Raw genomic sequence first — 13780 nt, 5'->3', positions numbered from 1 at the left:
CTCGGTGGGCGGGCGGGGTCTGGAGTACCGTTGCGCCCGTGCACTTCGTCATCATGGGCTGCGGACGGGTGGGGGCCTCCATGGCCGCCCAGCTGGACCGGATGGGCCATTCGGTGTCCGTCATCGACAGGTCGTCGGACGCGTTCCGCCGGCTTCCCGCGGATTTCACGGGCAGGAAGGTCAAGGGGGTGGGCTTCGACCGCGATGCGCTGGAGCAGGCGGGCATCGATGAGGCCCAGGCCTTCGCGGCGGTGTCCAACGGGGACAACTCGAATATCGTCTCGGCGCGCGTGGCCCGCGAGCTCTACGGGGTGGAGCGGGTGGTGGCCCGCATCTACGATCCGCAGCGCGCCGATGTCTATGAGCGCCTGGGCATCCCCACGGTGGCCACGGTGCGCCACACCGCTGAGCAGATGATGCGCCGGATCCTGCCGCACAGCACCGGGCGGGAGATCTCGGACGCCTCTGGGGAGGTGGCGCTCATCCAGCCGGACTTCTGCCCGCAGTGGGCGGGGATGCCGGTGTCCGCCGTCGAGGAGCGCACGGGCGCGCGCGTGGCGTGGATCTCCCGGAGCGGGGGCGCCCTGGTGCCCCGCTCCACCACGGTCCTGCAGGACCAGGACCGCCTGCACATGGCGGCCCTGTCCACCCGCCTGGTGGCGGTGCAGCGCACCTTGTCCCGTCCGCCCGCCCAGGAGGTGTGAGTCATGAGGATCCTCATCGCCGGAGCCGGCTCCGTGGGCCGCTCGATCGCCCGTGAGCTCATCAGCCACGGCCATGAGGTGGGGCTGGTGGACCGCTCCCCCGAGGCCATGCGCATCGCCTCGGTGCCCGAGGCGGACTGGCAGCTGGCCGATGCCTGCGACCCCGGCGCCCTGGGGGCCGCCGAGGCCGGGCAGTGCGACGTCGTGGTCGCGGCCACGGGCGATGACAAGGCCAACCTGGTGATCTCGCTGCTGTCCAAGACCGAGTACGGGGTGCCGCGCACGGTGGCGCGGGTGAACAACCCGAAGAACGAGTGGCTCTTCGATGAGACCTGGGGGGTGGATGTGGCCGTGTCCACCCCGCGCATCATGACGGCCCTGGTGGAGGAGGCGGTGAGCATCGGCTCCCTGGTCTCGCTGTTCCACTTCCACCAGTCGGGCGCCTTCATGCACGAGCTGACCCTGCCCGACGACTCCCCGGCGATCGGGCGGCGCGTCGGCGAGGTCGAGCTGCCCCCGCACACCGTGCTCTCCGCGATCCTGCGCGACTACCGCCCCATCCGGCCCGACCTCGACGAGCGCTTCGAGCGGGGAGATGAGCTCATCTTCCTCACCGCCCGGGAGGGCGAGGTGACCCTGGGGCAGATCCCGGGCCTGTTCACCGCCCGGCCCGAGGCGGGCGCGGACGGGCGATGAGCCAGGCCAGCCATACGCAGACGGCGTACAGGGGCACCCCCAGGATGAGCCTGGCCGCGCCCAGGGCGCCCAGGGCGGAGGGGCCGGCGAGGTAGAGGGGCACCTCGACGCCCAGGCGCAGGGCGAACATGCCCGCCAGCACGGCGGTGGCCAGGGTGTGGCGGCGCTGCTCGCCGGCGGTGGGCCGCCGGCGCCGGGGGTCGGGGCCGCTGCGGGTGGAGTGCCACAGGCCGATGAGCAGACCCACCAGGGGGCGGCCCACCAGGATCGATCCGGCGGTCACCACCAGCCAGGCGGCGTTGATGAGCAGGCCGGTGGCGTAGAAGTTGGAGGCCTGCCCCGAGCGCCAGGCCCAGGCGGCGCTGATGAGGGCCAGGACCGCCCCGCTGAGGACCTGGGTCAGGGGCTGGCGGGCCAGGAGGCGGGCGGCCAGGGCGACGGCGCTCAGGGCCAGGGAGGCCAGGACCGCCGGCAGCAGGGCGGTGGGCCGCAGGGCCAGGATGGTCACGAAGACCAGGGTGGGGGCCACGGACTCGATGACACCGCGCCAGCCGCCCACGGCGGCGCCGATGTCGAAGCTCTCGGAGTCGATGGCGCCCAGGCCCTCGCGCTTGGTCGGCTCAGGCGTGCTCACTGTCCGGCTCCCAGGATGGTGTAGGTGGGGTTGTAGATGCTCGGGCGGCTGCGGCCCGCCAGGACCATGCCCTCGACGATGAGGTGGACGCCGGGGCGCAGGCCGGCGATGGAGCGCCGTCCCAGCCAGACCAGATCCACCGAGCCGGTGCCGTCGAAGAGCTGGGCGACCAGGACCGGCTTGTGGGACACGGGCCTGTAGGTGATCGCGCGCAGCACCCCCGAGACGCAGGCCCGGCTGCGGGGGGTGATGCTGCAGATGGGGACGGTGCCGCGCCGCTGGGCGGAGCGGGCCTCGTCCTGGGCCCCGATCTGCTCGCGGTCGGCCCTCAGCAGGTCGAGCAGTGCGCGCAGCGCCCCGGCCGGGGGCGCCATGCTCAGCGCACCTCGGCGATGGTGGGGCCCGGGGAGATCGGGTCGATGCCCGGCAGCTCCTCGGCCTCGGGGGCGGGGGCGCTCCCGGGGGCGTGCAGGGGCAGGATCTCGCGCGGCGGGCGGGCCTGCTTGTCGCGCACGACGACGACGCCGCGCAGGACCTCGCGCAGGGCGGAGTCCGCGCCCTGGCCGGCGGCGGGGCCCTGGAGGACTCCGCGGAGGAACCAGCGGGGGCCGTCGATGCCGATGAAGCGCACGGTGCCGGTGGAGGTCGTGCCGTCGGGGGCGCGCATGGGGATGTGGGCGAGGATCTCGGTCCCGTGCTCGCCCTCGACCTCCTCGTAGGCGGCCCGGGCGCCCGAGAGCTCCCGGGCGATGTCGGAGCGCAGCTCCTCCCAGATGCCGGTGCTCCTGGGGGCCGCGAAGGCCCGCAGCTCCAGGGCCGATCCGCCCAGGGCGAGCACCACGGCGGTCACGCTGCCGTCGCGGGCCTGCTCCAGGCGCAGCTGCATGCCATCGACCGCCGGGACCCTGAGCGAGCCCAGGTCCAGCATCCCGGCGTCCTCCTGGTCGCCGGGCAGGTCGTGGGAGTCCCAGGGGCCGTGGCCCCCCGCGCCGCCCCCGGAGCGGCCCGCGCGGGCGCCGCGGGCCGGCGAGGCGCCGTCCGCGGCCTCATCGCCGGTGCTGCCACTGCGTTTGTCGCGGCGCGAGAACAGTCCCATGAAGGTCTCCTGAGGTCGGCTGAAGCGGGGCGCACCGCCCCGGGGCGCCACTCTAGATGATGGCCGCGGCCGATGGCGCCCAGCCCGCGCGGCCGGGGCTCAGCCCGCGCAGTCGGCGCACACCGGCAGCCCGGTGGCGTCGTCGACGTAGGCCAGCTGGCTGCGGTGGTGGACCAGGAAGCACTCCGAGCAGGTGAACTCGTCCTCGAGCTGGGGCACGACGTGCACGCTCAGCTCCTCGCGGGACAGGTCGGCCCCGGGCAGCTCGAAGCCCTCGGCGGCCTCGTTCTCGTCCTCCTCAATGGCCGCGGAGGACTGGTCCTTCTGCCGGGATGTCAGCTCCTCGATGGAATCGGCCTCGGGCTCGTCATCGTTTTTGCGCGGGGCGTCGTAGTCGGTGGCCATGCCTCGTCACTCTCTTCTGTCGACGGCTCTCGGTTGGCTCCCGGAGCCCGGCGGCCGAGGGCCGCCGCGGATCGGTTCCGCCGCAGCGGAGCACCGGCCCGGCTCCGGGGAAGGGCACGCGCACAATAGCACCGGGGCGCGCCGCGTCAAGCAGTTTTGCTCACATGACGGGGGCCGCGCGCCGAGCCGGCCCCCAGGGCGGTCCCGCGGTCTTCACAGGAGGCACACCGGCCCGCCTCCCGCGCCGCGGCGCCCGGGGATGGCAGGCTGAAGCCCGTACCGTGCGGATGGCCGGATGCGGAAGGAGGCTCAACCCATGGTCGAGCTCGAACTACTGGGCGCCAACGGGGATACGGTCGTCATGACGGACGCCGAGGGCGAGCGCTACAGCATCGTCATCGACGATGCCCTGCGCGCGGCGGTGCGCCGTGATCGGGCCGCCGTCTCACCCCAGCTCGGCCCGATGGCCGCGGTCGGGGGCGCGGGGGCCACGGGCTCCGCCCCCTTGCGCCCCCGCCAGCTCCAGGCCCTCATGCGCGCCGGCGCCACGGCGGCCGAGGTCGCCGCGAGCACGGGGATGACGGTCGAGCACGTGCGCCGCTTCGAGGGGCCGGTGCTGGCCGAGCGCCAGTGGGCCGTCTCCCAGGCCCAGGCCTGCCGCATCGGCTGGGAGAAGGACTCCCCGCTGCTGGGCGAGCTGGTGGTCGACCGCCTGGCCACCCGCGGGGTGGACCCCTCCTGCCTGGAGTGGGATGCGCTGCGCGAGGGCCGTGAGCCCTGGCTGATCCTGGTGACCTTCATCCAGGCCGCCGAGGAGAAGCAGGCCCGCTGGACCCTGGACCTGACCTCCCGCGCCGTCCACGCCCTGGACGATGAGGCGCGCTGGCTCACCGAGGCGGCCTCGGCCGGGCGCCACCCCGCCGTCTTCGACCAGGACTCCACCGCCCAGGGGGCGCGCAGCGCCCAGGCCGCCGCGCCCCCGGCCCACTCGGCACCGGCCGTCCCGGCGGGGGGCCCCGCGCCCACGGCCTCGGCGGCCCCCGCCGCCTCGGCCGCCAGCGCCCCGGGCTCGGCCGGCACCCCCGCCCCCCCGCCGCCGGCCTTCCACGAGGCCCCCGCCCTGGAGATCCCGGCGCTGGCGGCTTCGGCCCAGGACAGCACCGATGCGCTCCTGGCCGATCTGGCCTCCAACCGGGGCCGGCGCATGGAGGTCGAGCTGCCCCTCGAGGACGATCAGGCTCCCCCGGCACCGGGCAGCGGTGCCGGCTCCCCCGCCGGGGCTGACGGCCCCGCGGCCCCCACCGGGGCGCAGGAGGCGGTGGGCCAGGAGCCCGACCCGACCACCCAGACCTCGGGCATCCGCGCGCAGGTGTACTCCATGTCCGAGCGCAGGCGCCGCTCCAGCGGCAACCACCCGGCGGGCTCCAGGCTCAGCGGCCAGGAGGGCGGGGCCCACGGCCCCGGGGGGCTGCCGCCCTCGGCGGTGCCCACGGCCTCGGCGGGCATCCCCCGCCAGGGCCCCCCGGCCCCCCAGCGCCCACTGGCGGGGCCCGGCGCCGGGTCGGCCACTGAGCCCGCCACCGAGCCGGTCCCCCAGGTGCCGGCCTCGCGCCGCGGCAGGACGGCGCCCGGCCAGGAGCCCCTGCCGCAGATGCCGGCGGCCCCCACGCCCAAGCCCAAGCGGCGCTCCGCCCGGCGCACGATGCCCTCCTGGGACGACATCGTCTTCGGGGCCAAGCCCGAGTAGCACCCCGAGCGGCGCTCGGGCGGGGCCCCTGACGCGGCCCCGCCCGTGGGACCGCGCCCTTTGGGCACCGCTCAGGTGCGGGTGATCAGAAGGGGCACCAGGGTCTCATCGCGGGTCAGGGAGCCGTGCACGCCGGGCATGGCCATGGCCGCCGCGGAGTGGGCGCGCGGGTCGAGCGCCACCCACCTGCCCGCCATGGCCACCACCACGTCGCCCACGACGCCCCGGGCACGCTCGCTCAGGGGCCCCAGGTGGGCGGCCGCCTCCCGGCGCGTGCCCACCCAGGCGGCCCGCTCCCCCAGCTCCTCGCGCCAGCGGTGGGCGACCTGCTGGGCCAGGGACTCATCGCCGTCGGCCACATGCAGGTGGGTGAAGCGGGGCTCGCCGGCCACCGCCACCACGTCGCGGGCCAGGGCGGGGACGGCGGGGATGGTGAGGCGGTGCCGGTCATCGGTATCCACCATGCCGTGGTCGGCGGTCAGGATGATGCGCGTGCCGGAGGGGACCCGGCGGCGCAGCTCGGCCATCGCCGCATCGAGCCGCTCGAGCTGGGCGAGCCACTCCTGGCTGCGCCAGCCGTGGGAGTGGCCGGTGTGGTCGAGCTCGCCGACGTAGAGGTAGACCAGGGGCGTCCCCCGGCGCAGGGCCCGCGCCGCCAGGCCCGGGCGGGCCTCAAGGCGGTCGGCCCCCAGGTGCTCGGCGCCGCGCAGGCCCGCCACGGTCAGGCCCGAGCCGGCGAAGCGGGCCGGGCCGATGCTCACCGCTGCGGGGGCCGGGGCCCCGCCCCGGGTGCGCAGGCGCTCGAAGACGGTGGGCACCGGCTGCCAGGCGCCCGGGTCGATGTCGCTGCCCTGCCAGGAGATGAGGCTGAGCAGCTGGTCGGGGTGCGGGCGGGAGCCCGCGGGCAGGACGGGCCCCACCTGGGGGCTCAGGACGCTGTAGCCCACCATGCCGGTGGCCCCGGGCAGGGCCGTGGTGCCCAGCATGGTCAGGGCCGCCGCGGTGGTCGAGGGGGCGCAGGTGCTCACAGCGGCGCCCTGCACCGCCCCATCGGCCCGGGTCTGGGCCAGCCAGGAGCGCAGGGTGGCGGCATGCCCCATGCGCTGGGCCAGCAGCTCCATGCCCAGGCCGTCGACCAGGACCAGGACGGTGCCGGCGCTCTCCCCCATCCCCCAGGCCCGGGCCAGGGCCCGCGCCTGGTCATCGCTGAGGGCCGCCGGGGTCCCGGCCTCGGACAGCGACAGGCCCGCGCCCACGGCCGCGGCCGCCAGGACGCCGCGCAGGCCCGGCCCGTCGGGGTCCGCTCCGCCCCGACGGCGCCGGGGCGGGGAGGCCGCCGGGGACGGGGCGCTCATCGGCGGCCGGCCGGCTGCGCGGTGGCCCGGGACAGGGCCCGGGCGAAGGCCTGGGCGCGCTCCAGGGCGGCGTCGCCCTCGACCCCGGCGGCCACGCGCAGGGCGACGTCGTCGGGCATGGAGACCCCGGACACGCCGTGGTCGGCCTGGCACTCGGGGTCGGGGCAGGAGGTGGGCTCCAGGTCGATGCGGCGCACCGCGCCCCAGGACACGGCGATGGTCATCTCGGTGAGGGTCCCCCCGCCGTCGGCGGGCTCGCGCACCCCGCGGGTCAGGGCCACCGACCCGATCCGGCTCAGGGGCACGGCCTCGGAGGTGGCCAGGGCCCCGGGGCGCCCGTCCTCGCGGGGGGCGTCGTCGACGTGGACGATGATGAGGCGGCTGGGGGTCAGCGCCAGGACGGTCAGGTGCCGGTGGACGGCCTCGGCGAAGGTCGTCTCGGCCTGGACCAGGCTGATCTCCACCTCCTCGCCCGCGGCACTGAGCGCCAGGGTGTCCAGGACGAGATCGGGGTAGTAGCCGGCGCGCTCAACATCCCGGGCCAGCTCGGCCCCGGCATGGGAGGCGCACAGGGCCTGCCTCTCCAGCCGTTCCATCGCAGTCATGCCCGCATTGTGCCACTGCCGGCGGCGGGCCCGTCACCGGGGGCCGCCGCCCGGCGGCCGATCGGGGTGTCGGTGGTTTGCTTCACGGGCGCAAGACCGGAGAATGCGCCCATGCCGAAGTCCGCCTCCACCCAGGCCCCTCCCGCCGACGGCGAGATCGTCGATCTCAGCCTCTCGGCGGAGATGCGCTCGAGCTTCCTGGAGTACGCCTACTCCGTCATCTACTCCCGGGCCCTGCCCGACGCCCGTGACGGGCTCAAGCCCGTCCAGCGCCGCATCCTGTTCCAGATGGACCGGATGGGCCTGCGCCCCGACCGCCCGCACGTGAAGTGCTCGCGCGTCGTGGGCGATGTCATGGGCCGCCTCCACCCGCACGGGGATGTGGCCATCTACGAGGCCCTGGTGCGCATGGCCCAGCCCTTCACCATGCGCCTGCCCCTGGTCGACGGCCACGGCAACTTCGGCTCCCTGGACGACGGCCCCGCGGCCGCCCGCTACACCGAGGCGCGCCTGGCGCCCCCGGCACTGGCGCTGACCGCCGACATCGATGAGGACACCGTCGACTTCTCACCCAACTACGACTACACCCTCACCGAGCCCGAGGTGCTGCCCGCGGCCCTGCCCAACCTCCTGGTCAACGGGGCCTCGGGCATCGCCGTGGGCATGGCCACCAACATGCCGCCCCACAACCTCCACGAGGTGGTGGCCGCCGCCCGCCACCTGCTGGCCCACCCCGAGGCGGGCCTGGAGGAGCTCATGGGCTTCATCCCCGGGCCGGACCTGCCCGCCGGCGGCATGATCGTGGGCCTGGAGGGCATCCGGGAGGCCTACCGCACGGGGCGGGGCAAGTTCCTCACCCGCGCCACCGCCCACATCGAGTCCATCGGGCCGCGCCGCAAGGGCATCGTCTTCACCGAGCTGCCCTACATGGTGGGGCCCGAGAAGGTCATCGCGCGGGTCAAGGAGGCGGTGACCTCCAAGAAGCTCCAGGGGATCACCGAGGTCAACGACCTCACCGACCGCAAGAACGGCACCCGCCTGGTGGTGGGCATCAAGAACGGCTACAACCCCGAGGCCGTCCTGGCGCAGCTCTACCGCTACACGCCCCTGGAGGACTCCTTCGGCATCAACAACGTGTGCCTGGTGGACGGCCAGCCGCGCACCCTGGGGCTGCGCGAGCTGCTGGAGGTCTTCGTGCGCCACCGCCTGGAGGTGGTCACGCGCCGCACCCGATTCCGCCTGGGCCGGCGCCGCGAGCGCGCCCACCTGGTGGAGGGCCTGCTCATCGCCATCCTGGACATCGATGAGGTCATCGCCCTCATCCGCTCCTCGCAGGACGCCGCCGACGCCCGCGCCCGCCTCCAGCAGGTCTTCGACCTGACCGAGCCCCAGGCCTCCTACATCCTGGAGCTCCAGCTGCGGCGCCTGACGAAGTTCTCGGTCATCGAGCTGGAGAAGGAGCGCGAGGAGCTGGCCCGCGAGATCGAGGCCCTGGAGGCGATCCTGGCCGATGAGGTGCTGCTGCGCCGGGTGGTCTCGCGCGAGCTGGAGGCGGTGGCCGAGCAGTTCGGCACGCCGCGGCGCACCGTGCTGCTGGAGGCCCCGGGCGCCGGGGGCCAGCAGGCCCAGGGGGCCGGGGCGGCCGGGCCCGGGGCCGCCGGCGGGTCGGCGGCCCGGGCCCTGGCGGCCAGCGCCTCGCAGGACGCCCCGCTGACGATCCCCGATGGCCCCTGCCGGGTGCTGCTGTCGGCCACGGGCCGGGTGGCGCGCGTCCAGGGGCGCGATCCCGTCCTGCGCACCGGCGGGCGCCAGAGCCATGACGCCCTGGCCGCCCAGGTGCCCGCGAGCGTGCGCGGCACGGTGGGGGCCCTGACCAGTGCCGGGCGCCTGGTGCTCCTCGAGGTGGTCTCCATCGCGGAGATCCCCCGCACCGAGGGGGCCCCGTCCCTGGCGGGGGGCGGGCCGGTGGATGAGCTGCTCGACCTGGCCCCCGGCGAGGCGGTGGTGGGGCTGGCCCCGGTGGGCCCGGCCCGGGGGGAGCCGATCCTGCTGGTCACGGCGGCGGGTGTGGTCAAGCGGGTCAAGCCCGGTGACGAGCCGCGCAACGCCGAGGCCTGGGAGGTGATCTCCCTGGCGCAGGGCGACCGGGTGGTCCACGGGGGCACCGCCGGGGATGGTGACGTGCTGGCGCTGGTCAGCTCCGATGCCCAGCTGCTGCGCTTCCAGGCGGCCAAGGTCCGCCCCCAGGGCCGGGGGGCGGGCGGCATGGCGGGCATCTCGCTGCGCGAGGGCGCCCGGGTCATCGCCGCCGCGGCGGTGCCCGAGGAGCTGGTGGCCGAGGCGGTGGTGGTCAGCGTGGCCGGGGCGCGCGGCGCCCTGCCGGGCACCGGTGGGGGCAGTGCCAAGGTCACGCCCCTGGACCGCTACCCGGTCAAGGGGCGGGCCACGGGGGGCGTGCGCACGCACCGCTTCCTGCGCGGCGAGGACGAGCTGGTGTCGGCCTGGGTGGGGGTGGCCCCGGCCCGGGCGGTGGGCCCCGACGGCGGGGCCGTGCCCCTGCCCGAGCCCGATGAGCGCCGCGACGGCTCGGGAGCCCCGCTGGCGGGCCCCCTGGGGGGGATCGGATGATGGCCGATCTGCTCATCCGGCAGGCGCGCATCGTCCCCTTCCGCTCCCGCGCCCGCCTGGCCGCCCTGCGCATGAGCGGCGCCGCCCCGCAGCGCGAGCCGCTGCCCGGGCCCATTCCCGAGCCGGTCGATGTGCTCGTGCGCGACGGCGTCGTGGCGCGGGTGGGGGCGGGCCCGGGCCCCGGTGGGACCGGGAGCGCCGGGCAGGCCGGTGAGCCCAGGGTCCTGGATGCCGGGGGCGCCTTCCTCATCCCCGGGCTGTGGGACGCCCACGCCCACCTGGATCTGGAGGCCGCCCGCCAGGCGCGCCTGGACACCGCGGCCACCTCCAGCGCCGAGCAGGCCCTGGAGATCGTGGCGCGCGCCGCCCGCGAGCTGCGCGAGGGCGGCCGGGGCGCGGCCGGGCCGGCGAGCATCCAGGGCTTCGGGCACCGCCTGGCCAACTGGCCGCGCACGCCCACCGTGGCCGAGCTCGACGCCGTCACCGGGGAGATCCCCACCGTGCTCATCTCCGGGGATGTGCACTCGGGCTGGCTGAACTCCGCGGCGCTGCGCGCCCTGGGGCTGGCGGGGGCCGGCCCTGACGGGCCCGGCGGCCCCATCACCGAGGACGCCTGGTTCGCCCTGCTGGACCGCCTCGATGAGATCCCCGGCAGCCGCGAGCTGCGCGAGTCGGGCTACCGGGCGGTCCTGGAGCGCATGGTGGCCCTGGGGGTGACCGGCGTGGTGGACATGAGCTGGGCCGAGGGCCCCCGGGACTGGCCGCGGCGCCTGGCGGCCATGAGCGCCGAGGGGCGCGCGCCGGCGGTCCTGCCCCGCATCCGCACCGCCGTCTACCGCGAGCGGCTCCAGCAGTGGATCGACGCCGGGCTGCGCACCGGCGCGCCGCTGCCGGGCTCGCCCCGGGCCGCCGATGGCACCGCCCTGGTGGTCCAGGGGCCGCTCAAGGTCATCGCCGACGGCTCCATGGGCACCGCCAGCGCCCACATGTGCGACCCCTACCCGGCCGCCCTGGGACTGGAGAGCCCCTGCGGGGTGGCCAATATCGGCCGCCAGGAACTGGCCCGCCTCATGGCGCGCGCCCACCGGGAGGGCTACGAGGTGGCCATCCACGCCATCGGGGATGCGGCGATGAACGATGTGGCGGCCGCCTTCGCCGCCTCGGGGGCCCGGGGGCGGGTCGAGCACGCCCAGCTGCTGCCCTGCGATGCGCTGGCCTGGCCCGACGGCGCGCTGCGGCGCCTGGTGTCCTGCGGCGTCGAGCTGTCCATCCAGCCCGCGCACCTCATCGACGACTGGGCGGCCGTGGGGCGGGTGTGGCCGGGGCTGGAGGGGCGCAGCTACGCCTTCGCCGACATGATGGCGGCCGGGGCCCTGCTCCACCTGGGCTCCGATGCCCCCGTGGCGCCCCTGGACCCCTGGCTGGCCATGTCGGCGGCCGTGGGCCGGCGCACCCCCGAGGGCGGCACCTGGTCCCCCGACCAGCGCCTGTCGGCCGAGGAGGCCCTGGCCGCCTCGGTCGGCGGCGCCCCCAGCGTGCGCCGCGGGTCCCGCGCCGACCTGGTGCTCCTGGAGCGCGACCCGCTGGGGCTGGAGGCCCGGGAGCTGGCCGGCCTGCGCCCGGCGGCCACCATCGTGGCCGGGGCTGTGGCGTGGGGGCAGTGAGGGCGACGGCATGAGGGTCGTCATCGCCCCCGACTCCTTCAAGGAGTCCATGTCCGCGCCCCGGGCGGCCGCCGCCATGGCCCGGGGCGTGCGCGCCGCCGTGCCCCGGGCCCGGGTCATCGAGGTGCCCATGTCCGACGGCGGGGAGGGCTTCACCCGGGCGGTCGCCGCCTCCCTGGGCGCGAGGCTCCGCCGGGTGGAGACCATCGACGCGCTGGGGCGGCCCACGGCCGGGCTGATGGCGGTGGCGGGCACCACGGCGGTCATGGAGATGGCCACCTGCTGCGGGCTGGAGCTCATCGAGCCCCGTGAGCGCGACATCCTGGGCTCCGACACCCGCGGGGTGGGCCGCCTCATCCGGGCGGCGCTGGATGCGGGGGCGCGCCGCATCCTGCTGGGCATCGGGGGCTCGGCAACCAATGACGGCGGGGCGGGCATGCTCGCCGAGCTGGGCGTGCGCCTCCTGGGCCCCGGCGGCCGGCGGATCGATCCGGCCCCGCGCGGCCTGGCGTCCCTGGAGCGCGTCGATGCCTCGGGGCTGGATGCCCGGCTGGCCTCGGTGAGCATCGAGGTGGCCTGCGATGTGGACAACCCCCTGCTGGGGCCCCGGGGCGCCAGCGCCGTCTTCGGGCCCCAGAAGGGGGCCGGCCCCGAGCAGGTGGCCCGCCTCGATGAGGTGCTGGCCGCCTGGGCGCGCCTGACCGGCCACGCGGATCTGGCCCAGCGCGCGGGGGCCGGCGCGGCCGGGGGCCTGGGCTTCGCCCTCATGGCGCTGCTCGGCGCGCGCCTGGTGCCCGGCGTGGAGCTCGTGGCCCGCGCCGTGGGCCTGGAGGGCCTCATCGCCGGGGCCGACCTGGTCCTCACCGGGGAGGGATCGGTCGATGCCCAGACCCTGGCGGGCAAGACCCCCGCGGGGGTGGCCCGGATCGCCTCGGCCCGGGGCGTGCCCACGGTCGTCCTGGCCGGGCGGGTGGGGGCCGATGCGGACGCCCTGCTGGAGGCCGGCTGCCTGGCCGTGGTCTCGATCAGCCAGGGAGATGCCACCAGCCCGGCCCATGCCCTGGAGATCGCCGAGCCCAGCGCCGAGCGCGCCGCGGCCAGCATCATGCGCCTGTGGGCCCACCGCGCGCCCTGCTGACAGGCTCCCAGGGCAGGAGGGCTTAGACGTCGAGCACGTAGAGGATGGTGCCGCGGGTGGGCTCATAGCCCAGGGACTCGTAGAGCTCCGAGGCCCCATCGGGGTTGTCGGTGTCCACGCCGGCGGCCGCATAGTCCATGCCCTCGGCGGCGTAGGCGCGCATGGCCGCGCACAGCAGCGCCGAGCCCACCTTGCGGCTGCGGTAGTCGCTGAGCACGCCCAGCATGTCGCTGTAGCCCTCGCGCCACCCCAGGGCCTCCCAGTCCTGCTCGTAGCGGCTCGAGCGCAGGTAGCCGGCCACGCGGGCGCGGTCGCTGGAGCGGTCCATGACCACGAAGCTCCAGTGCGGCACCACGAAGGCGCCCCCGGCCGCCCACTCCTCGGCACCGACCGCATGGGCCCCCCAGTCATCGCCGACCGCCTGGTTGTGGGCGCGGCGCACCAGCTCATCGACCTGCGGGGTCCAGGGCTCCACGGTCAAGAAGCGGTCCAGCTCGATGTCGGGGATCTCCTGGGCCAGGGAGCGGCGCACCTCCCGGTACCAGCGGCGGGGCTCGAAGCCCAGGCGGCGCAGGTGCTCCTGCATGCGCTCGTCGTCCTCCAGCACCGTGGTCACCACATGGGCCGCGGCGTGCTGCTCGCCGGCCACCCGGCGCCCGCCGGCGCGCTCGGCCCCCACCAGGTGGCGGGCCCGCTCGGTCTGCCAGTGCAGCAGGGCCCGCCCGATGCCCTGCTTGCGGCTGGCCGGATCGACCACCCCGGTCATGGAGGCGTAGATCTCCCCGGCGGGCCGCAGGCGCACCAGGCCGAAGGCGCGCATGACGCCCTCGGCATCGCGCCCGGCCACCCCCGAGTAGGTCGGGTCGATGAAGTACTCGGAGGTCTCCTGCTCGGTGGTGCGGTAGGGCGGGTTGTCCACGGCCTCGGCGCGGGCGATGAGCGCGGCCAGCTCGGCGTTGTCCTCCGGTCCCAGGGGCATCCAGGACAGGCTCCGGGGAAGGGCGGAGCGCGGGCCGGGCCGCAGCATGGCCCAGGGTGAGTGCCCCCCGCCGCGGGGGTATCCGTAGACCGGTGCCATGGGCGCCTCCTCCAGTACTCGGCGTCAGTA

13 protein-coding genes are annotated in these 13780 nt (G+C 76.1%); 6 read left to right on the top strand and 7 right to left on the bottom strand.

Features of this window, described 5'->3' with window-relative positions:
• The first annotated feature begins 38 nt into the window (after positions 1-38).
• Together J5X07_RS09225 and J5X07_RS09220 are read left to right on the top strand one after the other, a co-directional pair.
• Positions 39-704, top strand: a complete 666-nt coding sequence (locus tag J5X07_RS09225) for a potassium channel family protein (RefSeq protein ID WP_208479589.1) — start codon at positions 39-41, stop codon at positions 702-704.
• Positions 705-707: 3 nt separating this feature from the next.
• Positions 708-1400, top strand: a complete 693-nt coding sequence (locus tag J5X07_RS09220; RefSeq protein ID WP_208479588.1) for a potassium channel family protein — start codon at positions 708-710, stop codon at positions 1398-1400.
• On the opposite strand, the gene J5X07_RS09215 is transcribed toward J5X07_RS09220, so the two are convergent.
• The 4 genes from J5X07_RS09215 to J5X07_RS09200 form a co-directional block, all read right to left on the bottom strand.
• Positions 1363-2034, bottom strand: coding sequence for a DUF3159 domain-containing protein (locus J5X07_RS09215; RefSeq protein WP_341769444.1), 672 nt, complete (start codon positions 2032-2034; stop codon positions 1363-1365). The genes J5X07_RS09220 and J5X07_RS09215 overlap by 38 nt on opposite strands.
• Positions 2031-2408, bottom strand: coding sequence for an OB-fold nucleic acid binding domain-containing protein (locus J5X07_RS09210; RefSeq protein WP_124933928.1), 378 nt, complete (start codon positions 2406-2408; stop codon positions 2031-2033). Before J5X07_RS09210 ends, J5X07_RS09215 begins: the two co-directional genes overlap by 4 nt.
• Before the next feature lie 2 nt (positions 2409-2410).
• A complete protein-coding gene (locus tag J5X07_RS09205; RefSeq protein WP_124933929.1) occupies positions 2411-3130 on the bottom strand; it encodes a DUF3710 domain-containing protein in 720 nt (239 codons plus the stop codon).
• Between the two features lie 99 nt (positions 3131-3229).
• Positions 3230-3535, bottom strand: a complete 306-nt coding sequence (locus J5X07_RS09200; protein WP_124933930.1) for a DUF4193 domain-containing protein — start codon at positions 3533-3535, stop codon at positions 3230-3232.
• 316 nt (positions 3536-3851) lie between these two features.
• Here J5X07_RS09200 and sepH point away from each other — a divergent pair, with 316 nt between their 5' ends.
• A complete protein-coding gene (gene sepH / locus J5X07_RS09195) occupies positions 3852-5282 on the top strand; it encodes a septation protein SepH (RefSeq protein WP_208479587.1) in 1431 nt (476 codons plus the stop codon).
• A gap of 71 nt (positions 5283-5353) precedes the next feature.
• On the opposite strand, the gene J5X07_RS09190 is transcribed toward sepH, so the two are convergent.
• Entirely contained in the window at positions 5354-6637 is a 1284-nt protein-coding gene (locus J5X07_RS09190) for an alkaline phosphatase family protein (RefSeq protein WP_208479586.1), read from the bottom strand.
• Entirely contained in the window at positions 6634-7242 is a 609-nt protein-coding gene (locus tag J5X07_RS09185) for a DUF5998 family protein (RefSeq protein WP_221620788.1), read from the bottom strand. Before J5X07_RS09185 ends, J5X07_RS09190 begins: the two co-directional genes overlap by 4 nt.
• 111 nt (positions 7243-7353) lie before the next feature.
• On the opposite strand from J5X07_RS09185, the gene J5X07_RS09180 reads away from it, so the two are divergent.
• Genes J5X07_RS09180 through J5X07_RS09170 form a run of 3 tightly spaced genes read left to right on the top strand, consistent with a single transcriptional unit; the run spans position 7354 to position 12672 of the window.
• A complete protein-coding gene (locus tag J5X07_RS09180; RefSeq protein WP_208479584.1) occupies positions 7354-9870 on the top strand; it encodes a DNA gyrase/topoisomerase IV subunit A in 2517 nt (838 codons plus the stop codon).
• Complete coding sequence (locus tag J5X07_RS09175; RefSeq protein ID WP_208479582.1) at positions 9870-11534, top strand: amidohydrolase; 1665 nt, start codon at positions 9870-9872, stop codon at positions 11532-11534. Before J5X07_RS09180 ends, J5X07_RS09175 begins: the two co-directional genes overlap by 1 nt.
• A 10-nt stretch (positions 11535-11544) precedes the next feature.
• The gene (locus J5X07_RS09170) at positions 11545-12672 is read left to right on the top strand and encodes a glycerate kinase (RefSeq protein WP_208479581.1); all 1128 of its coding nucleotides are present in this window, start codon (positions 11545-11547) and stop codon (positions 12670-12672) included.
• Positions 12673-12694: 22 nt separating this feature from the next.
• Here J5X07_RS09170 and J5X07_RS09165 read toward each other — a convergent pair whose 3' ends face one another.
• Complete coding sequence (locus J5X07_RS09165; RefSeq protein ID WP_208479579.1) at positions 12695-13750, bottom strand: GNAT family N-acetyltransferase; 1056 nt, start codon at positions 13748-13750, stop codon at positions 12695-12697.
• Positions 13751-13780 lie beyond the last annotated feature (30 nt).

The sequence above is a fragment of the Actinomyces bowdenii genome (assembly GCF_017592395.1).
Lineage (GTDB): Bacteria > Actinomycetota > Actinomycetes > Actinomycetales > Actinomycetaceae > Actinomyces > Actinomyces bowdenii.
This window is presented reverse-complemented; position numbering and strand designations above follow the sequence as displayed.